Origin of the sequence: [Actinomadura] parvosata subsp. kistnae (assembly GCF_900323885.1) — a bacterium.
Taxonomy (GTDB): Bacteria; Actinomycetota; Actinomycetes; order Streptosporangiales; family Streptosporangiaceae; genus Nonomuraea; species Nonomuraea composti.
This window is the reverse complement of the sequence record NZ_OOHJ01000018.1, coordinates 1,368,521-1,387,256: the sequence shown is the minus strand read 5'-3', so window position 1 is coordinate 1,387,256 and position 18,736 is coordinate 1,368,521. Positions and strand designations below refer to the sequence as shown.

Sequence of the window (18,736 nt, the reverse complement as noted above, 5' to 3'; positions counted from 1 at the left end):
ATATTTGTGCATGATGCCTGGTAGGGGACATTCAGGTGTACGGCAGGCTGACTGACAGGAACCACGGGGCGCCGTCAGCGACTTGTAAGGGTGCCGTAAGGGGACGGGGGCATGGTTAGGAACAGGAAAGAAGGCGAGCTTCCGCGCCGGCCGTCATCCACGAAAGTGTCGGTGGCGAAGGTCAGACTGAGAGCAGCACGCCTGAGGTCCCGACCACTGAAGACCGACCACTGAGGACGTGATGAGGATGCGCCAGACCCAGGTTCGCCGCCGGCCGAAGAAGCCGACCAGAGCCGCCCTGGACCTCCGCACACCGTCAGGGCGCACGCTGCCCTTTTGAAGACCCGCAACCCGGAGCGCAATCTGAGAGGTGCGCCATGTGCAGCCACTACCCCGCTTGCCCCAGTGCCGACTCCCTCGACCGTGAGCGGTCGCACGTGATCTCGGCCCACCCCGACCAGGGCTGGAGCCTTCTCTGCAACGGCGTCGTGCTGTTCGACGACACCGGGCTGCTGCTGCCCGACGGCACCGTCGTGGCGCCGCACCGGGCCCCGGTGGCCGCGTGATCGTCTCTCGGGCCACCGGGCCTGAGCGCAGCCGGGAGACCCCGGCCGGCGGGGTCGAGCCAGCCCCTGCCCCCCACCTGTCCTGCCGCGCCCCTCAGCGACGGCCGATCGTGAGCACCGGCCCCGTCTTGTCGGTGAAGAAGTCGTCACCCTTGTCGTCCACGACGATGAACGCGGGGAAGTCGACCACCTCGATCTTCCACACCGCCTCCATCCCCAGCTCGGGGTATTCGAGCACCTCCACCTTCTTGATGCAGTCTTGAGCCAGCCGGGCGGCGGGGCCGCCGATGGAGCCCAGGTAGAAGCCCCCGTACTTCTGGCAGGCCTCGGTGACCTGCTTCGAGCGGTTGCCCTTGGCCAGCATCACCATCGAGCCGCCCGCCGCCTGGAAGCGCTCCACGTACGAGTCCATCCGGCCGGCCGTCGTCGGGCCGAACGAGCCCGAGGCGTAGCCCTCGGGAGTCTTGGCCGGGCCGGCGTAGTAGACCGCGTGGTCCTTGAGGTACTGCGGCATCTCGCCGCCGTTGTCCAGCAGCTCGGCGATCTTCGCGTGCGCGATGTCGCGGGCGACGACCAGCGGGCCCGTCAGCGACAGCCGGGTCTTCACCGGATACTTCGTGAGCTCGGCCAGGATCTCCGGCATCGGCCGGTTGAGGTCGATCGAGACGACGTCGTCCGACAGGTGCTCGTCGGTGGTCTCCGGCAGGAACCGCGCCGGGTCCGTCTCCAGCTTCTCCAGGAACACGCCCTCCGGCGTGATCTTCGCGAGGGCCTGGCGGTCGGCCGAGCAGGAGACGGCGATCGCGACCGGGCAGGACGCGCCGTGCCGGGGCAGGCGGATCACGCGCACGTCGTGGCAGAAGTACTTGCCGCCGAACTGCGCGCCGATGCCCAGCTTCTGTGTCAGCTCGAAGACCTTGGCCTCCATCTCCAGGTCCCTGAACCCGTGCCCGGACGGCGAGCCCTCCGTGGGGATCGAGTCGAGGTAGCGGGCGCTGGCGTACTTGGCGGTCTTGAGCGCGTACTCGGCGGAGGTGCCGCCCACGACGACGGCCAGATGGTACGGCGGGCACGCCGCCGTGCCGAGCGAGCGGATCTTCTCCTCCAGGAAGGCCATCATGCGCTTCTCGTTGAGCACGGCCTTGGTCTCCTGGTACAGGAACGACTTGTTGGCCGAGCCGCCGCCCTTGGCCATGAACAGCAGCTTGTACTCGTCGGGGTGCCCGTGCGGGTCCTCGGCGTACAGCTCGACCTGGGCCGGGAGGTTGTTGCCGGTGTTCTTCTCCTCCCACATGGTCAGCGGGGCCATCTGGGAGTAACGCAGGTTGAGCTTGGTGTAGGCGTCGTAGACGCCGCGTGAGATGTGCTCGGCGTCCTGCCCGTCGGTCAGCACGTGGCGGCCGCGCTTGCCCATGACGATGGCGGTGCCGGTGTCCTGGCACATCGGCAGCACGCCGCCGGCCGAGATGGAGGCGTTCTTCAGCAGGTCGAGGGCGACGAAGCGGTCGTTGCCGCTCGACTCGGGATCGTCGACGATCTTCCTGAGCTGGGCGAGGTGCGAGGCGCGCAGGAAGTGCGAGATGTCGTGGATGGCCGTCTCCGTCAGCAGGCGCAGCGCCTCGGGGTCCACTTCGAGGAACGTCCGCCCGGCCGCCTCGACCTTCCGCACCCCCTCCGCGGTGATCAGCCGGTATTCCGTCTCGTCGGCTCCGAGCGGCAGCAGGTCGGTGTAGTCGAAGTCGGCCATGTCCATCCTTTCGGTCGCTCAAGAGATTACGCGCACCGGATGGAGGGCAAGGCCGCCAGGTGTTCGGAGGGTCGGCCGGCAGGCGTTCGAGGATCGGCCGTCAGGCTTCGGACGGCCGTACCGCCGCTTTCGCGCCCGCCCGTTCCGCGCTGAGGCCGATCAGGATGCCGGCGACCACGAGCCCGGCGCCCAGCAGGTCGTACGCGCTGGGCATCGCCACCCCGAGCACGGCCCCCGTGACGATGGCCGCCACCGGGATGAGCCCCGCGAACAGCCCGGCCCGCCCCGGCCCCAGCTTGGGCAGCGAGTTGTACCAGAGGAAGAACGCGACCACGGTCACCACGACCGCCAGGTAGGCGAACCCGAGCGCCTCCGCGACCGTCGGCACCCTGAGCATGCCGGTGCCCGCGTCGATCAGCCCGACCACGGCCAGCATGGGCACGGCCAGCGTCGTCGAGTACGCCGACACCCGGATCGGCCCCAGCTTCGGCAGCAGCGGGATGGCCAGCAGGGAGAAGCTCACCTCGCCCACGAGCGCGCCCAGCGCCCACAGCAGGCCCTCGGGGGTGCCGCTGCCGAGCCCCGTGGCCAGCGTCGCTCCGGCCACCACCACGCCGGCCCCGAGCAGCAGCCGGGGCGCCGGACGGCCCCCGGCCAGCGCGAGGGCCAGCGGCACGGTGCCGAGCACGGTGCCCACCAGCGCGGGCCCGGAGGCGCGCGTGGACTCCACCACGGCCACGTTGAAGAACACCAGGCCCAGCAGCGTCAGCCCGAGCAGGCAGAGCACCTCGCGCCCGGTCATGCGGACGAACCGCAGCCCCATCACCCTCGTGATGATCAGCAGGATGACGGCGGCCACGAGATACCGGACCGCCTGGCCGCCGTATATGGGGTAGGCACCGACGAGCCCGGAGACCCCCGCCAGCGTCCCGACCAGGAACATGGCGGCGGCGGCGCCCATGATGCCGTTTTTCATGCCGTTTCTCATGCGATGAAGGCTAGGGAGACAATGGTTCGCGTAAACAGTCCAATGTCCGGCCGGGAGACAGGACCAATATGGCCGACCTCCACATCCAGATAGACCGCGGCAAGGGTGGCATCGCCGGGCAGATCGCCTCCGAGCTGCGCGCCTCCATCCGGGGCGGCCGGCTCACGCCGGGCACCCGCCTGCCCGCCACCCGCGACCTCGCCGCCGACCTCCAGGTCTCCAGGGGAGTGGTCGTGGAGGCGTACGAGCAGCTGGTCGCCGAGGGTTTCCTGGTCTCCAGGGTGGGCGTCGGCACCCAGGTCGCGCCCAAGAGCCCCGTCCCCAAACCACCGCCCGAGCCCGCGCGGCTCCAGGCTCCGCCCGCGCCCCGGCGGGCGCCGATGGGTCAGATCTGCTACTCGTACTACGGCCATCGCCCTACCTCCCCCGACCTCGGCCACTTCCCCCGTGAACGCTGGCTCGCGGCCGTCAGGCATGTCCTGACCACCGTACCTTCGGACGCCTTCGATTACGGGGACCCTGGCGGCGTGCCCGAGCTGCGCGAAGAGCTGGCCGCCTACCTCCGGCGGGTCAGGGCGGCCGACGTGCGCCCGGAGAACCTGATCATCGTCGGCGGCGTGGCGCAGGGGCTGAGCCTGGCCCTGCACGTGCTGACCCAGCAGGGCGCGCTGCGGCTGGCCGTCGAGGACCCGACCAGCCACCGCCAGGTGCCGCTGCTGCGGCGGGCCGGCGCGCACCTGGTGCCGGTGCCGGTGGACGAGCAGGGCCTCGACGTGCGCGCGCTGAGCGGCGACGCCGTGCTGGTGACGCCCGCCCACCAGTTCCCCACGGGGGTGGTGCTCTCGCCGCCGCGCCGGGCCGCGCTCATGGAGTGGGCGTACGCGGGCCACCGGGTCGTCCTGGAGGACGACTACGACGCCGAGTTCCGCTTCGACCGCGACCCCGTCGGCTGCCTCCAGGGCCTGGCGCCCGACCGGGTGATCCTGTCGGGCAGCGTGAGCAAGGCCCTGGCCCCCGGCCTGCGGCTCGGCTGGGTGGCCGCGCCCCCCGACCTGGCCGAGGCCATCCGGCGGGCGCGCGGCGAGCTCGACCTGGGCTCCCCGGTGATCGAGCAGTACGCGCTCGCGCACTTCCTGCGTACCGGCGGCTACGACAAGCACCTGCGGCGCATGCGCAGGGAGTACCGCCGCCGCCGTGACGCCCTGGTCGCGGCGCTGGCGCAGGAGCTGCCGCGGATCACGGTCAGGGGCATCGAGGCGGGGCTGCACGTGTACCTGGAGCTGCCGCCGGGCTGGGACGAGGAACGCACCGCCGAGGCGGCGCGCCAGCTCGGCATGTCGGCCGAGCCGGTCGGGCCGATGCGGCACCGGCCCGGACGCGAGGCCGTCGTGGTGGGGTTCGCCCGGTTGCCGGCGCACCGCGCGGCGGAGGTCGTCCGCGCGTGGAAGGTCAGCATGTCAGGACAAGCAGTTGACTGAAAGAGATCCGCTCCCTTAGAAAGAAGGCCGGACGTCCTGACGGGAGGCGCGCATGCGTGTCGGACTGCTGGGCCTGGGCCGGATCGGCGCCTTCCACGCCGCCACTCTGGCCGCGCATCCACTGGTGGACGAGCTGATCGTGAGCGATCCCGTCCGCAGCTCCCCGTACGGCCGGCCGGGCGACGCGTTCGAGGCGGACGCCGTCGTCATCGCCACCCCGACCAGCACCCACGCGGAGCTGATCACGAAGGCGTGCCGGCTGGGCCTGCCGGTCTTCTGCGAGAAGCCGGTGGCGGGCACGGTCGCCGAGACCGTCGAGGTGCTGGCGGCCGCGGCGGGCAACCGGGTGCAGATCGGGTTCCAGCGCAGGTTCGACCCGGGCTACGTGGCGGCGGCGCGCGCCTTGCGGGCCGGCGAGCTGGGGGAGCTGCACCGCGTGCACCTCGTCACCGCCGATCCCGCGCCGCCACCCGCCGCGTACCTGCCGGCGTCCGGCGGCATCTTCCGCGACTGCCACATCCACGACTTCGACATCCTGCGCTGGGTGACCGGCCGCGAGGTGACGTCCGTCTACGCGCGCGGCGCCAACCGCGGCGCCGCGTTCTTCGCCGAGGCCGGCGACGTGGACAACAGCGCCGCGCTGCTGAACCTCGACGACGGCACGCTGGCCACCGTCCAGGGCTCGCGTTACAACGGCGGCGGGTACGACGTGCGCATGGAGCTGGCGGGCACCGAACGCACCTGGGCCGTCGGCCTCGGCCCGCGCGCCCCGCTCCACACCACCGAGGGCCTGCCCGCCCCGGAGGCTCCGTGGCCGGACTTCGTCACCCGCTTCGAGGCCGCCTACCGGGCGGAGCTCGACGCGTTCCTGACCGGCGACCGCAGCCCGTGCTCGATCGAGGACGCGCTGGAAGCGCTCTACGTGGCCGAGGCCGCCGATCTGTCGCTGCGCGAGGGCCGCCCGGTCGGGGTCGCCGAGGTCCGCCGGTAACCGCGCCCGCCGCCAGGTGCCGGGCGCGGCGGGCGTCCGGTCGTGGGGCGCGTCGGGCGGCGGGCGTCCGGTCGTGGGGCGCGTCAGGTCGTGGCGGGGGCGCGCTTGGGCTCGAAGCCGGGCGCCAGGGCGATGATCGCGGCGGCCAGCACCAGCGGCGCCGCGAACGCCACCCGCATGTCGGCCGCGTCCGCGATGCCGCCGACCAGGGCGGCTCCCACGATGAAGCCGACGTAGTTGAAGAGGTTCACGCGGGCGATGGCCACGCCGGTGCCCGCCGGGTCCAGCCGGCCCGCCGCCGAGAACGACTGCGGCGCCACCACCGACAGCCCGACGCCCGTGAGCCCGAACGCGACGATGCCCAGCGGCTGCGTCGGGGCCAGCACGACGCCGAGGAACCCGACCGTCGCGATCACCCCGCCGATCCTGACGATGGCGGCCGGGCCGTAGCGCCGCACCGCGAAGTCGCCGCCGAGCCGGACGGCCAGCGTGGTCGCCTGGTAGGCGGCGTAGGCCAGCGGGACCACGGCGGGGCCGGCGCCGAGCACGTCCTTCATGAAGACGGTGTTGAAGTTGGACACGGCGGCGTCGCCCACGTACAGGAAGCCCATGGCGAGGCAGAGCGGGATGATCGGCCGCCACGGGAAGCGGCCGGCCGCGGACGTGCTCGCGGCCTCGACCTTCTCCTCCTCGCGCGTGCACAGGCCCGGCCCGGCGTAGAGCGAGCCGGCCACGGCGAGCACCATGGGCACCGCCATGACGACCTGAAGCGGCAGCCCGGCGGCTGCCGACGCCCACAGCGCCGCGGCCAGGCTGAACACGCTCCACACGCAGTGGAACCCGTTCAGCACCTCCACGCCGTACCGGCGCTCGACGGCCACGCCCTGCATGTTCATGCCCGCGTCCACCGCGCCGACCGCCACCCCGAACAGCAGCAGCACCGGCAGCAGGAGCGGCACGTTCGGCGCGAGCCCGGCCAGCACGACCGCGGCGGCCACGGCCGGCTGGGCGATCCGCAGCAGCAGCTTGCTGCCGAACCGGGCGGCGAACGTGCCCGCCGCCACGCTGCCGACCCCGGCGAACACCGGCACGACCAGCAGCAACATCGTCAGCGAGCCCTCGTCGAGCCGATGCCTGGCCTGGAGGTTGGCCACCTGGATGAGCAACGAGGCGAAGGACAGGCCCTGCACGGCGTAGACGACGTACGTGGCGACGCGGGCCTGGCGATCACGTGCGGACGGCACAGTGGCCTCCTGATCGGGGGGTCATCAAACGTGAGGCGCGGTCAGGTTAACGGCTGCCGAAGCCCCCGCGCCAGCACGAGATAGGCTGCGCCGGGTGAGACGGGGCTACGCGACCGGTGCGGCGCGCAGGGAGCGCATCCTGGCCACCGCGCTGCTGGAGTTCGCCGAGCACGGCTATCGCGGCGCGTCGCTGGCCCGCATCGCCGAGCGGGCCGGGCTGTCGCAGGCCGGGCTGCTGCACCACTTCAGGAACAAGGAGCTGCTGCTCATCGCGGTGCTCGACTACCGGGACGAGCTCGACGCGCGCACGTTCGACATCGAGGGGCCGGCGGTGTCGACGCGCTGCGCGCCCTGGCCCGCGTGGTCGAGCACAACTCCCGGGTGCCGGGCCTGGTGCAGCTGTTCTCCGTGATCAGCGGCGAGGCCGTCACGCCCGGCCACCCCGGGCACGACTGGGCGCGGCGCCGCTACCGGCGGCTGCGCGAGACGGTGGCCGCCGCGCTGCGCAGGGGCGTCGAGCGCGGCGAGTTCAGGGCCGGGCTCGACGCCGAGGCGCACGCCGACCGGCTGATCGCCATGATGGACGGCCTGCAGACGCAGTGGCTGATCGACCCGGAGCGGGTGGACATGGTGACGGTCTTCCAGGGCTACGTGGACGACCTCATCGCCACGCTCCGCCCCTGACCACCGGCGTCCGGCCGGCCGCCGACATCCGACTGGCCGCCGACATCCGACTGGTCGCCGACGCCCGGCTGGGCGGCGGCTTCCGGCCGGCCGGCGGCGGGTTGCGGCGGGTCCAGGCGTTCGGCGGCGGCCCACACGCCGAGCGCCAGCAGCGCCGCCACCTCCGTCACGGCCAGCCCCCGCTCGACCAGCCCGAGCGGCATGACCCGGTACCAGGGCAGCCCGCTCTCGGCCCCGACGAGCACCGCCGCGCCGATGCCCACCACCCACAGCACCGAGCAGATCCCGAGCCCGAACGCCACCAGCGTGGCCCTCGACCGCTCCCGGTGCCGCCACGGCCGGGCGATGATCACTGCGGCCAGCGGCAGGCTGAGGAAGGCGATGAAGCTGCCCGCCCGGTGGATGCTGCCGCTCAGGCTCGGCCCGACCGACCAGTCGTGCTTCTCGAACCAGGCCGTGAGGAACAGCCCGACGCTCCAGCCCGCCAGCGCGAGCGTGCCGACGACCCCGGCCAGCCTCTTGCGCGCCAGCGACACGCCGATGGCCAGCGAGCCCGCCGCCAGCAGCCCCACCCCGAGCCCGAAGATCCAGCCGTCGGGCCCGAGGCCGTGCTCGCTGATGGTCCTTCTGAACGGGTTCGTCTCGTCGAAGCTGGTCAGGTCGAGGCCCAGAACGACCGCACTGCCCACGCCTGCCGCGCCCAGACCCCATCGCGCCGGTTGATGCACGCCCACCTCCCTGTGTCCGGGACAACGGCCGTGCGGGGACGGAGATTCCTAAGAAAATCGTGAGAAACCGGCCGTCACGCGGTCTTCAGCCGCCCTCCGCCGTCGATCGTCAGGACGGTGCCGGTCAGGAACGAGTTGCGTACCGCGTACTCGATGGTGAGGGCCACGTCGGCGGGCGTGCCGACGCGGCCGACCGGCAGCGTCGCGGCGGTGCCCGCCAGGAACGCCGCCCGCGCCTCGTCCCCGAGGCCCTCCCACCAGTCGGTGTCGATCACGCCGGGGGAGACCGCGTTCACCCGGACGGGCGCCAGCTCCACCGCCAGGCCGGGCACCGTGGCCTCGATGGCGCCGTTCACGGCCGCCAGCAGGGAGACGCCGGGGTAGGCGGCGCCTGCCGACGCGGCCGACACGAACGTGATCGAGCCCTGCCGGCTCAGCCCCGCCGCCAGCGCGGCCTGCGCGGTCATCAGGTGCGGGATCAGCTTGCCCTGCACGGCCTCGGTGATGCCGCCGGCGGTCAGCTCGGCCAGCGGCGCGGCGCCGCCGCGGCCCGTCACGGTGACGACCAGGTGGTCGAACGCGCCGACGCGCTCGAACAACGCCCGCAGGGCCGCCCCGTCACGGGCGTCGGCGGCCTGCCCCTCCGCGTGCCCGCCCAGCCGCTTCAACGCCGACTCCAGCCGCTCCTCGGAGCGGCCGGTGATGAAGACCTCGGCGCCGCTCTCGACCAGCCGCTCGGCCGTCGCCAGGCCGATGCCGGTGGTGCCACCCACGATCACAACTCGCATGACTGCGTTCCTCCAAATACGAGACATCCTGCCTCGAATATAAACGAGGCACGGTGTCTTGTAAAGTGGCGCCCATGGTTGGCAGACCACGCAGCGAAGAGGCCAGGAAGGCGATCCTCCGGGCCGCGCTCGACCTGTGCGCCCGCGACGGCTACCAGGGCGTGACGATGAAGGGCATCGCCGAGGCGGCCGGCAGCGGCAGGCAGACCGTCTACCGCTGGTGGCAGACCAAGGCGCAGGTCCTCCTCGAAGCGCTCACCGACGTCCTGGCCGAGCAGGTCGCCCCGACACCCGACAGCGGCGACCCGCGGGCCGACCTCGTGGCGTTCCTGGAGCAGACGTTCACGCTGGCCCGCGGGGTCGCCGGGCAGATCGTCGTCGGGCTCATGGCCGACGCCCAGTCCGACCCCGAGCTGTCCGCCGACCTGCGCGCCCGGATCATCGGGCCGCGCCGCGCCGCCCTGCGCGCCGTCCTCGCCCGCGGCGCCCTGCCCGCCGACGTCGACCTGGAGCTCGCCGTCGATCTCGTGTTCGGGGTGATGTGGTACCGGTTGCTCAACCGCCACGCCGACGTGAACGAGGACCTCGCGGAGGAGATGGCCGCGCTGCTGGCCAGAATCCGCTGACACCGGGTCAATCGGCACGAGCGAACTGGGCCAGAGCCGGATATCGTCAGAAGTGTGAACGAACGCGCGGGATCGTGGTTGCCCAAGCTGCAGGAAGTCGGCGAGCGGCTGGCCGAGGAATGGGTGTCCGCTCGCCGTCCCCAAGCGGCCGGCGACGTGCCGCAGCCCCACCAGCTGCGCGCGTCCGACGCCGACCGCGAACGCATCGCCCAGGTGCTCCAGGACGCCCACGCCGACGGCCGGATCACCCTCGACGAGCTCGAAGAACGCCTCGGCGTGCTCTACTCCGCGCGCACGCTCGGCGAGCTGGCCGCCCTCACCACCGACCTGCTCCCCGCCGAGGAGCAGCCACTCAACCTCGACGGCCGCCCCGTCGCCGCCATCTTCAAGAAGGAGCAGCGCGGCGGACGGTGGGTCGTGCCGGCCGAGCTGGGCGTGACGGCCATGTTCGGCACCACCCAGCTCGACTTCCGCGACGCCATCCTGCAGAACCGGCGGATCATCATCAACGCCACCCTCGTCTTCGGCGGCCTCGAGATCCACGTGCCCGAAGGGCTCGAAGTGATCAGGGTGGCCAAGGACAAGACGGTCCGGCTCACCAAGCAGCCCACCGAGCCGGGGGCGCCGGTCGTGGAGGTGCGGACGACGAACTTCGCGGGCGAGGTCAAGGTCAAGGAACCACCCCGCCGCAAACGCCGCCGCTGACGACCCTCCGCCTTGGGTCAGCCCGCGGTGTCGAAGTTGATCGCGCTGTAGGCGCGCAGCTTCCAGAGCTGGTGCTCGCTGTCGATCTTGCGGATGGTGCCCGACCGGCCGCGCATCACCAGCGACTGCGTCACCGCGGAGCCGGCGCGGAACCGTACACCCTGCATGAGCTCACCGTGCGTGATCCCGGTCGCGGCGAAGAACACGTCGTCGGAGCGGACCAGGTCGTTGGTGGTGAGCACCTGGCTGAGGTCGTGCCCGGCGTCGACGGCCTTGGCCCGCTCGGCGTCGTCACGCGGCCACAGCCGGCCCTGGATCACCCCGCCCAGGCACTTGAGCGCGCACGCCGCCACGATGCCCTCCGGCGTGCCGCCGATGCCGAGCATCAGGTCGATGCCGGTGCCCGCGCGCGCCGCCATGATCGCGCCCGCCACGTCGCCGTCGGTGATGAACTTGATCCGCGCGCCCGTCTCCCTGATCTCCTTGACCAGCCGCTCGTGCCGGGGCCGGTCGAGCACGACCACGGTCACGTCGGACGGCGAGCAGTGCTTCGCCCTGGCCACCGCGTTGATGTTGTCGGCCACGGGGGCCTCGATGTTCACCACGTCGGCCGCCTCGGGGCCGGTGACCAGCTTCTCCATGTAGAACACGGCCGACGGGTCGTACATGGAGCCGCGCTCGCTGACCGCGATCACCGACACCGCGTCGGGCATGCCCAGCGCCGTCAGCCGGGTGCCGTCGATGGGGTCGACGGCCACGTCGCAGTCGGGGCCGCTGCCGTCGCCGACCTGCTCGCCGTTGAACAACATGGGGGCGTGGTCCTTCTCGCCCTCGCCGATGACGACGACGCCGTTCATCGACACGGTGTTGATGAGCTGGCGCATGGCGTTCACGGCGGCGCCGTCGGCGCCGTTCTTGTCACCCCTGCCGACCCAGCGGGCCGCCGCCATCGCGGCCGCCTCTGTGACGCGGACGAGCTCCAGCGCCAGGTTTCGATCGGGGGCGTGCTCGCTCGTGGCGAGCGCCGGTGGCACGGACGTCTGGTCGGACATGATGAACGGCCCTCCTCGCGGGATCTCCCTCGATGGTAGTTGCCGGTCTCTGCCCGGCCGGAGTGGCGTTGAACGGCGCCGCCCAGGCGCAGGTGGAAGCCGGAGTACGCGGACGTCGGGCGAGAAGCGAGCCTTCACCCGGCAACGGGTGACTTACCGAGAATCGCCGGAGATTCAGCGAACGGATAATCTGCTGAGGGAGAACGCGGATTTGCGTCATACCCTGTGCGCGCCAAGGATCTTGCCTCCAACATGGAGCGTGGCGCCCCCGCCGTGGAGGAGATCCCGAATGAGCCCTGATGTGGAGAACGCGGTCGCCCAGCCGCGTACGTCCGAGCGTGGCGCCGCCACGCGCAGCTCGCTGCTCGCCGCCGCCAGAGAGGTCTTCGTCTCGAAGGGGTTCGCGGAAGCGGGCGTGACGGACGTGGTGTCCAGGGCCGACGCCAGCGTGGGCAGCCTCTACCACCACTTCTCCGGCAAGGCCGACCTCTACCTCACGCTGTGGGAGGAGTTCCAGGCCAGGCAGACCCAGCGGACCAAGCAGGCGGTCCGCGCGGCCCGCGCCGAGGGCGAGAGCGACCCCATGCGGGTGTTCGTCGGCGCCGCCCGCGCGTACCTGGACGGCTGCCTGGAGGAACGCGAGACCGCCGCGCTGTTCCTGCGCGGCGACGGGCCGCCCGGGTTCGAGGTCGTCATGCGTGACCGGCTGCGCAAGTGGGCCCAGCGCAACGCGGCGCTGTTCGAGAACGAGCCCGCCCTCGTCGTCGTGGTCACCGGGGCGCTCGCCGCCGCCGTGTCCGAGGTGGTGCGCTCCGGCGACCGCGGGCTGGCCGAGGAGGTGCTGGCCATCATCGGCCAGATCCGCCCGGCCACTTCGGCGACCACACCCTCCAACGGGTAACCTCGCCAACTGTGCGACGGTTCACCCAAGGTCTGTACGGCTACGCGGTAGCCCTTTTCGTGTGCCTCGCGGGAGCCGGGCTGTTCCTGCTGGTCGCCCCGCAGAGCCGCGAGGAGCACATCCCGCGGCTCGACTACTCCATCACCGTCGCCAACTTCGGCCACACGGTGCCCTTCGGCGTGTGGGCCCCCCGCCAGGACCCTCCCGGCTGGGTGCCCAACAGCAACCGCATCGCCAAGGGCGAGGGCGGCGCGCAGGTCCTCTACCTCGGCTACGCCACCGCCAAGCGCGAGCACGCCATGTTCGCCCAGAGCAACGAGCAGCCCGCGGCCGGCTTCGCCAACCGCATGACCAACACCGACAAGACCCAGGGCACCCGGCAGATCGGCGGGGCGACGTGGGAGCAGCGCTACCGCGAGGACAAGAAGCAGCGCTCGCTGGTCCGGGTCCTGCCCGACGTGACGCTCGTCATCACCGGCACGGCCGACTGGCCCGAACTCGAGCAGCTGGCCACCCAGCTCCAGCAACGCCCCAAGGGCTGACCGCCGGGACGCCTGGCCACGCTCCCGGGCTGACCGCCGGGGTGTCCGGCAGCGCTCGCGGGGGGTGAGGGCCGCTGTGTCCGGCCGCGCCCGCGGGGCTGACGGCCGCTTGTCCGGCGGCGCTCCCGGGGCGGTCTAGGGTGGTGGCCGTGGCAGACGAATCAGGCGAGAAGACTCCGTCTTACGAGCAGGCCCGCGAGGAGCTCACCGAGGTGGTGCGGCGACTGGAGACCGGCGGGCTGACGCTGGAGCAGTCGATCGAGCTTTGGGAGCGGGGGGAGAAGCTGGCGGCCGTCTGCGAGGAATGGCTCCAGGGGGCCCGCGTCAAGCTCGCCGCCGCCATGGCCCGCCGCTCCGACCCGTCCTCCAGCCACCCCAACGACGCACCCTTCTAGCCCGGCCCCGGCCCGCGCCCGCCCAGTCACCTCACGCCCGCGCAGCACCCCGCTTGCGCCCGCGCAGCACCCCACTCAGGCCCGGCGCGCCCCGCTCGGGCCCGGCGCGCCGCAGCTGCGGCAGGTCGTGCCGGTCGCGGGCTGTGGCCGCCATGCCATGCGGGACCGTGTGAGGTGCCTGGCGCGGCCACCTCGCCTCGCCAGGTCGCGTCTCACGCCCTCGCACCTCACCCCCTCGCCCGCCCCCGCACCCCTCCGCGTAAGGTGCGGGGCCGCGTTCGGTGTCCTGGGCGGGTGGCGCGCAACGTACGGGCGAGGACGTGCGGGCGCCGCCGGGGGCGGCGGGGGCGGTGGGGACGTCAGGCGGCGGTGCGGTACAGGGCGACGACGGGGATGCGGCGGGTGGTCTTGGCCTCGTACTCGGCGAAGCCGGGCGCCTGGGCGACCATGCGGGCGTAGAGCTGGTCGCGCTCCTCGCCCTCCACGAACTCGGCCTTCACCTGGAACGTCTCCGTGCCGATCTCGGCCGTCGCCTCCGGGTTGGCGCGCAGGTTGTGGTACCAGGCCGGGTGGTTGTCGGCGCCGGCGTTGGAGGCGATGACGATGTAGCGGTCCCCGTCCGCGAGGTACATGACGGGGGTGGTGACGGGCTTGCCGCTCTTCGCGCCCGTGGTGGTGAGCAGCACCAGCGGGGCGCCTTCGAACATGCCCCCGACCCGGCCCTCGTTGGCCCGGAACTCGTCGATGATCTGCTGGTTGAAGTCGCTGGGCATCCTGGGCTCCTCATGGTCGAAAATCGGAGAGTTCTCCGCTTGAGCAAGATTAACCGGAGAGTTCTCCGGTTACAACCGGTATGCTGCGCGCGTGCGCGAACGTCGATCTCTGCCCGTTCTCGGGCAACCCCCACCGGAGCGGGCCGATGCCGCGCGGAACCGGCAGAAGATCATCGAAGCGGCGTCCCGCATGGTCGCCGAGAGCGGCGCCGGCGACCTCTCGCTGGACGAGGTGGCCCGCGAGGCGTGCGTCGGCGTGGGCACCGTCTACCGGCGGTTCGGCGATCGTACGGGGCTGCTGCTGGCGCTGCTCGACGAGCGGGAGCGGCGGTTCCAGGCGGCGTTCCTGTCGGGGCCGCCGCCGCTCGGCCCCGGGGCGCCGGCCCGCGAGCGGATCGTGGCGTTCCTGCACGCGCTCGCCGATCGGATCCTGGCGGACGAGGCGTTGTTCCTGCTGCTGGAGAAGGGGGCGGCGAGGCGCTTTTCCGGGCCGTACCGCGTGCACCACGTCCACCTGGCCACGTTGCTCGCGCAGGTGTGCCCGGGGGCCGACACCGTGTACCTGGCCGACGCGTTGCTCGCGCCCGTGAACGCGCACCTGATCGCCTGCCAGCGGGAGGAGCGCGGCATGACGGTCGAGCGCGTCAAGGCCGGGCTGGAGGCGCTGGTCATGGCCGTCACCCGCCCCACGCCGTGAGACACGGTCAGGCTTCGGGGTCCTCCGCGCGTACCGTGACGCGGTCGTCGGTGAGGCGGATGGTCAGGAGGGTGCCGGGCGTGACGTCCTTGGCCAGGCGGACGACCTCGCCCGACGGGTGCTGCACGATGGCGTAGCCGCGTTCCAGCGTGGCCGCGGGCGACAGGGCGACGAGGCGGGCGCGCAGGTGGGCGAGGTCGTCGGCGGCGCGGTCGAGGGAGGACGACAGCGAGCGCCTGGCCCGGTCGCGCAGCGCCTCCGCCTGCTCGGCCCGGCGCTCCAGCTCGCGTACGGGATCGGCCAGCGCGGGCCGCGACCGTACGGACGTCAGCCAGGACATCTCGCGGTCGAGCCAGCCGCTCATCACCCTGCGGCCCCGGTCGCGGAGCTGGCGCACGAGCGTGAGCTGCTCGCCGACGTCGGGCACGACCTTCTTGGCGGCGTCGGTCGGCGTGGAGGCGCGGACGTCGGCGACCAGGTCGAGCAGCGGGCTGTCCTGCTCGTGGCCGATCGCGCTCACCACCGGTGTACGGCACGCGGCCACCGCCCGTACGAGCGTCTCGTCGGAGAAGGGCAGCAGGTCCTCAAGCGAGCCGCCGCCGCGGGCGACGACGATGACGTCGACCGAGGAGTCGGCGTCGAGCTTGCGCAGCGCCTCCGTCACCTCGGTCACCGCGTACGGGCCCTGGACGGCCACTTCCTCGACCTTGAACCGGACGGCCGGCCAGCGGCGCCGGGAGTTCTCCAGCACGTCGCGCTCGGCCGCCGAGTCGCGGCCGCAGATGAGCCCGATCGTGCCCGGCAGGAACGGCAGCCGCCGCTTCCTGTCGGCGTTGAACAGCCCTTCGGCGGCCAGCAACTGCCTGAGCCGCTCCAGCCTGACCAGCATCTCGCCCACGCCCACCGGGCGCATCTCCAGCGCGGTGAACGCGAACGAGCCTCGGTTGACCCAGAAGTCGGGCTTGACGTGCAGGACCACCCTGGCGCCGTTCGACGGGCGGGGCACCGTCGCCTCGTAGACGCCGCGCGGGGCGGTGACCCTGGCCGACACGTTGGCGACCGGGTCGCGCAGGGTCAGGAACACCGTGCCGCCACGCGCGCTCAGGTCGGTGATCTCTCCTTCGACCCAGACCGTGCCGAGTCTGCCGATCCAGCCGCCCACCATCTGCAGGACCGTGCGGATCGGCAGGGGAGACTCAGGCGTGGTCTTCGAGGTCATGGCGGAAGACTACGCGGTGGGGGTGACCTATTCGCCGGCCTGCAGCTTGGCGAGACGGTTCTCGAACATCTTGATGACGTCGGGACGCGCGGTCGTCGCCTGCTCGTACGCGAGGAAGTCGCCGATCTGCTCGGCCGTCTTGCCGCGCATCCTGGCGCGCAGGGAGGCGACGGTCAGGCTGGGCCAGCCGGGCAGCGGCTCGGCCAGGTTCACGCCGGCGGGGGCCACGGCCGGCTCGGACGCGGCGGCCGGCTCGGGCGCGACCGCGGGATCGAGGGCCGCGGCGGGCTCGGCGGGCTTCGCGGCCTTGGGCTTCCTGGCGGCCTTCGGCTTGGCGGCGGGCTCCTCCACGGCGGGCTCTTCCACCGCCTTGGGGGCGGCCGGGGCGACCTGCGCCTCCTCAGCGGCCTTGGCCTCAGCGGCCTTGGCCTCAGCGGCCTTGGCCTCGGCGGCCTGCGGCTCGGCGGGGGCGGCCTCGGGCTCGGCGATGGTGTCGGTGGCGGCCTTGCTCTCGGCGGCCTTGGGGGCGGCCTCAGGCTCGGCAGCCTTGGCGGCCGGCTCCGGCGCCGGCTCCGGGGCGGGCTCCGGGGCGGGCTCGGGCTTGGCGGGCGTGAAGATGACGGGGTCGGGCTTGGTCTTGGCGACGCCGTTCGGCTCGGCGGGCTTCGACCGCGGCGCGAAGATGACCGGCTCCTTGCGCGCCGGCTTCTCCTCCGCCTTGTCCTCGGCGGTCTCGGAGGGAGCGGCGGGAGCGGCGGGAGCGGCGGCGACCTGCTCGGCGGCGGTGGGCCGGGAGTCGTACTCCTCTTCGCGCTCCTCCTTGCTGCCGAGCCCCTTGATGGAGTTCTTCACCCGGTCGACGACGAGCAGGGCCTGCCCGGCGGCGCTGAGCGTGGTCTGGACGACGAGCAGCGGCAGGTCCTTCGCCTTCTCCTTGAGCTCGTCCTTGTTGGTGACGGTTCTTGCGATGTTGCGTATCACGTCGCTGAGGGACATGAACGTCTCCCTGGGAGGTCAGTATGGGACGGCTAGTCTGGCAAACCGTGGGCAACCACGCACGCGCGGGCCAGATGGCCGCTCCACGTAGCATAAGAAGTATGGAGCCCCAGACCCCCTCTTCCCGCCGAGTCCTCGTAGCCAAGCCGCGGGGCTACTGTGCCGGAGTCGATCGAGCCGTGGTTGCGGTCGAGAAGGCCCTGGAGCAGTACGGCGCCCCTATCTACGTCCGTAAGCAGATCGTCCACAACACGCACGTCGTGAAGACGCTCGAGGCCAGGGGCGCCATTTTCGTCGACGAGACCGAGGAGGTGCCGGAGGGGGAGATCGTGGTCTTCTCCGCCCACGGTGTCTCGCCGGCGGTGCACGAGGAGGCCAGGCAGCGCGGCCTGCGTACCATCGACGCCACCTGCCCGCTGGTGACGAAGGTACACAACGAGGCCAAGAGATTCGCGGCGAACGACTACGACATCCTGCTGATCGGGCACGAGGGCCACGAGGAGGTGGAGGGCACCTCCGGTGAGGCGCCCGACCACATCCAGCTCGTCGACGGCCTCGACTCGGTCGACAAGGTGCAGGTGAAGGACCCGAGCAAGCTGGTGTGGCTGTCGCAGACCACGCTGTCGGTCGACGAGACGACCGAGACCGTGGCCCGGCTCAAGGAGCGCTTCCCGACGCTGATCGACCCGCCGAGCGACGACATCTGCTACGCCACGCAAAACCGGCAGACGGCGGTCAAGGAGATCGCGGCCGAGTCGCAGCTCGTCATCGTCGTCGGGTCCGAGAACTCGTCCAACTCCAAGCGCCTGGTCGAGGTGGCGAAGGACTACGGCGCGCAGGCGTCGTACCTTGTGGACAACGCCGACTTCATCCGCGACGAGTGGTTCGATGGCGTCACCACGGTCGGCGTCACCAGCGGCGCCTCGGTGCCGGAGGAGCTGGTGGAGGAGGTGCTTGCGAAGCTGGCCACGCACGGGTTCGGCGACGTGACGGAGGTCGAGCCGGTGCAGGAGAGCATGCGCTTCGCCCTGCCCCACGAGCTGCGCAAGGACCTGCGCGCGTCCTGATCCTGCGCGCGCCTCCTGAAAATCAGTCCTCGCCGCGCGGGGTCCCGTACACCTTGGGCTCGAAGTACCCTTCGGGCTCCGGCACGAACGGCTGGCGCGGGCGCGACACCTCCGCGCCCGCCTTCAGCTCCTCGCGCAGCTCCCGTACGTTGTCGCGCAGCCCGCGCCGCCACGCGACGCCCAGCACCAGCGCCGAGCCCGCGAACAGCCACGGCGCCCCGCGCGTCATCGACGTGTAGAGGCCGAGCGCGAGCGACTGCACGATCGACACCGAGCCGAACGCCCGCCCGAGCTCCACGAACAGCGTCGCGCAGAAGAACACCAGCGGCGGCGTCACGACCAGCGACAGCAGCTCGCGCCGGTTGACCAGCACCACCCCGAGCACGCTGGCCAGCACGAACGCGGCCCCGACGATCTGCTCCACCCCGAACACGGCCGCCAGCACGTAGCCGGCCAGGGTGGCGACCAGGGCGAGCGCGATGGCGCCGCGTGCCGTCAGCCTGACCGCCGAGCGCCTGCCCTTCTCACCCACCACTGCCCCACCCCCAT

The 18,736-nt window shown here is 72.1% G+C and carries 23 protein-coding genes; 12 read left to right on the top strand and 11 right to left on the bottom strand.

All coding sequences use genetic code 11. From position 1 onward, the window contains the following. Positions 1-377 precede the first annotated feature (377 nt). Positions 378-566: a DUF5999 family protein gene (locus tag KIS93_RS26420; protein WP_080045150.1), complete on the top strand. Its 189-nt coding sequence runs from the start codon at positions 378-380 to the stop codon at positions 564-566. Positions 567-660: 94 nt separating this feature from the next. On the opposite strand, the gene KIS93_RS26415 is transcribed toward KIS93_RS26420, so the two are convergent. Together KIS93_RS26415 and KIS93_RS26410 are read right to left on the bottom strand one after the other, a co-directional pair. Beyond that, positions 661-2,313, bottom strand: coding sequence for a fumarate hydratase (locus tag KIS93_RS26415; protein WP_080047487.1), 1,653 nt, complete (start codon positions 2,311-2,313; stop codon positions 661-663). Positions 2,314-2,413: 100 nt separating this feature from the next. Next, complete coding sequence (locus tag KIS93_RS26410) at positions 2,414-3,301, bottom strand: DMT family transporter (protein WP_230465788.1); 888 nt, start codon at positions 3,299-3,301, stop codon at positions 2,414-2,416. 68 nt (positions 3,302-3,369) lie between these two features. Here KIS93_RS26410 and pdxR point away from each other — a divergent pair, with 68 nt between their 5' ends. Both pdxR and KIS93_RS26400 read left to right on the top strand, forming a co-directional pair. Further along, complete coding sequence (pdxR, locus tag KIS93_RS26405; RefSeq protein ID WP_080045152.1) at positions 3,370-4,779, top strand: MocR-like pyridoxine biosynthesis transcription factor PdxR; 1,410 nt, start codon at positions 3,370-3,372, stop codon at positions 4,777-4,779. Between the two features lie 52 nt (positions 4,780-4,831). After that, complete coding sequence (locus KIS93_RS26400) at positions 4,832-5,770, top strand: Gfo/Idh/MocA family protein (RefSeq protein WP_080045153.1); 939 nt, start codon at positions 4,832-4,834, stop codon at positions 5,768-5,770. Between the two features lie 83 nt (positions 5,771-5,853). Here KIS93_RS26400 and KIS93_RS26395 read toward each other — a convergent pair whose 3' ends face one another. Continuing rightward, positions 5,854-7,014 (bottom strand): MFS transporter, encoded by a 1,161-nt coding sequence (locus tag KIS93_RS26395; RefSeq protein WP_080045154.1) that lies wholly within the window; start codon positions 7,012-7,014, stop codon positions 5,854-5,856. Between the two features lie 94 nt (positions 7,015-7,108). Between KIS93_RS26395 and KIS93_RS63605 the strand changes: the two genes are divergently transcribed. Beyond that, on the top strand, positions 7,109-7,426 hold the full coding sequence (locus tag KIS93_RS63605) for a TetR/AcrR family transcriptional regulator (RefSeq protein ID WP_222107628.1): 318 nt from the start codon (positions 7,109-7,111) through the stop codon (positions 7,424-7,426). Continuing rightward, entirely contained in the window at positions 7,375-7,698 is a 324-nt protein-coding gene (locus KIS93_RS63600; RefSeq protein WP_222107627.1) for a TetR family transcriptional regulator C-terminal domain-containing protein, read from the top strand. The genes KIS93_RS63605 and KIS93_RS63600 overlap by 52 nt, the downstream gene beginning before the upstream one ends. Here KIS93_RS63600 and KIS93_RS26385 read toward each other — a convergent pair. Together KIS93_RS26385 and KIS93_RS26380 are read right to left on the bottom strand one after the other, a co-directional pair. Continuing rightward, complete coding sequence (locus KIS93_RS26385) at positions 7,662-8,426, bottom strand: DUF998 domain-containing protein (RefSeq protein ID WP_186404449.1); 765 nt, start codon at positions 8,424-8,426, stop codon at positions 7,662-7,664. The two genes, KIS93_RS63600 and KIS93_RS26385, sit on opposite strands and share 37 nt — an antisense overlap. A 74-nt stretch (positions 8,427-8,500) precedes the next feature. Next, complete coding sequence (locus KIS93_RS26380) at positions 8,501-9,214, bottom strand: SDR family oxidoreductase (protein ID WP_155129076.1); 714 nt, start codon at positions 9,212-9,214, stop codon at positions 8,501-8,503. Between the two features lie 74 nt (positions 9,215-9,288). Here KIS93_RS26380 and KIS93_RS26375 point away from each other — a divergent pair, with 74 nt between their 5' ends. Together KIS93_RS26375 and KIS93_RS26370 are read left to right on the top strand one after the other, a co-directional pair. Beyond that, positions 9,289-9,840 carry a TetR/AcrR family transcriptional regulator gene (locus tag KIS93_RS26375; RefSeq protein ID WP_080045158.1) on the top strand — a complete coding sequence of 184 codons (552 nt, stop codon included), beginning with the start codon at positions 9,289-9,291 and terminating at the stop codon, positions 9,838-9,840. A gap of 54 nt (positions 9,841-9,894) precedes the next feature. Further along, positions 9,895-10,545 carry a DUF1707 SHOCT-like domain-containing protein gene (locus KIS93_RS26370; RefSeq protein WP_186404448.1) on the top strand — a complete coding sequence of 217 codons (651 nt, stop codon included), beginning with the start codon at positions 9,895-9,897 and terminating at the stop codon, positions 10,543-10,545. A gap of 17 nt (positions 10,546-10,562) precedes the next feature. Here KIS93_RS26370 and glpX read toward each other — a convergent pair whose 3' ends face one another. Then, positions 10,563-11,597 carry a class II fructose-bisphosphatase gene (glpX, locus tag KIS93_RS26365; protein WP_080045160.1) on the bottom strand — a complete coding sequence of 345 codons (1,035 nt, stop codon included), beginning with the start codon at positions 11,595-11,597 and terminating at the stop codon, positions 10,563-10,565. Positions 11,598-11,886: 289 nt separating this feature from the next. On the opposite strand from glpX, the gene KIS93_RS26360 reads away from it, so the two are divergent. The 3 genes from KIS93_RS26360 (at position 11,887) to KIS93_RS26350 (ending at position 13,435) form a co-directional block, all read left to right on the top strand. Beyond that, a complete protein-coding gene (locus KIS93_RS26360; RefSeq protein WP_080045161.1) occupies positions 11,887-12,498 on the top strand; it encodes a TetR/AcrR family transcriptional regulator in 612 nt (203 codons plus the stop codon). 11 nt (positions 12,499-12,509) lie between these two features. Next, positions 12,510-13,040, top strand: a complete 531-nt coding sequence (locus tag KIS93_RS26355) for a DUF4245 domain-containing protein (protein WP_080045162.1) — start codon at positions 12,510-12,512, stop codon at positions 13,038-13,040. Positions 13,041-13,189: 149 nt separating this feature from the next. Next, on the top strand, positions 13,190-13,435 hold the full coding sequence (locus KIS93_RS26350; RefSeq protein ID WP_080047488.1) for an exodeoxyribonuclease VII small subunit: 246 nt from the start codon (positions 13,190-13,192) through the stop codon (positions 13,433-13,435). Positions 13,436-13,466: 31 nt separating this feature from the next. On the opposite strand, the gene KIS93_RS67605 is transcribed toward KIS93_RS26350, so the two are convergent. Continuing rightward, the gene (locus tag KIS93_RS67605; protein WP_268966914.1) at positions 13,467-13,589 is read right to left on the bottom strand and encodes a hypothetical protein; all 123 of its coding nucleotides are present in this window, start codon (positions 13,587-13,589) and stop codon (positions 13,467-13,469) included. A 205-nt stretch (positions 13,590-13,794) separates the two neighbouring features. After that, positions 13,795-14,208: a nitroreductase family deazaflavin-dependent oxidoreductase gene (locus KIS93_RS26345; RefSeq protein ID WP_080045163.1), complete on the bottom strand. Its 414-nt coding sequence runs from the start codon at positions 14,206-14,208 to the stop codon at positions 13,795-13,797. A 91-nt stretch (positions 14,209-14,299) separates the two neighbouring features. On the opposite strand from KIS93_RS26345, the gene KIS93_RS26340 reads away from it, so the two are divergent. Next, positions 14,300-14,905: a TetR/AcrR family transcriptional regulator gene (locus tag KIS93_RS26340; protein WP_080045164.1), complete on the top strand. Its 606-nt coding sequence runs from the start codon at positions 14,300-14,302 to the stop codon at positions 14,903-14,905. 7 nt (positions 14,906-14,912) lie between these two features. Here KIS93_RS26340 and xseA read toward each other — a convergent pair whose 3' ends face one another. Further along, positions 14,913-16,124 (bottom strand): exodeoxyribonuclease VII large subunit, encoded by a 1,212-nt coding sequence (gene xseA, locus KIS93_RS26335; protein ID WP_080045165.1) that lies wholly within the window; start codon positions 16,122-16,124, stop codon positions 14,913-14,915. A gap of 27 nt (positions 16,125-16,151) precedes the next feature. Further along, positions 16,152-17,120, bottom strand: coding sequence for a hypothetical protein (locus tag KIS93_RS26330; protein ID WP_080045166.1), 969 nt, complete (start codon positions 17,118-17,120; stop codon positions 16,152-16,154). Positions 17,121-17,221: 101 nt separating this feature from the next. Between KIS93_RS26330 and KIS93_RS26325 the strand changes: the two genes are divergently transcribed. Beyond that, complete coding sequence (locus KIS93_RS26325; RefSeq protein ID WP_080045167.1) at positions 17,222-18,187, top strand: 4-hydroxy-3-methylbut-2-enyl diphosphate reductase; 966 nt, start codon at positions 17,222-17,224, stop codon at positions 18,185-18,187. 22 nt (positions 18,188-18,209) lie between these two features. On the opposite strand, the gene KIS93_RS26320 is transcribed toward KIS93_RS26325, so the two are convergent. Then, complete coding sequence (locus KIS93_RS26320; RefSeq protein WP_230465790.1) at positions 18,210-18,722, bottom strand: DUF6542 domain-containing protein; 513 nt, start codon at positions 18,720-18,722, stop codon at positions 18,210-18,212. Between the last annotated feature and the right edge of the window lie 14 nt (positions 18,723-18,736).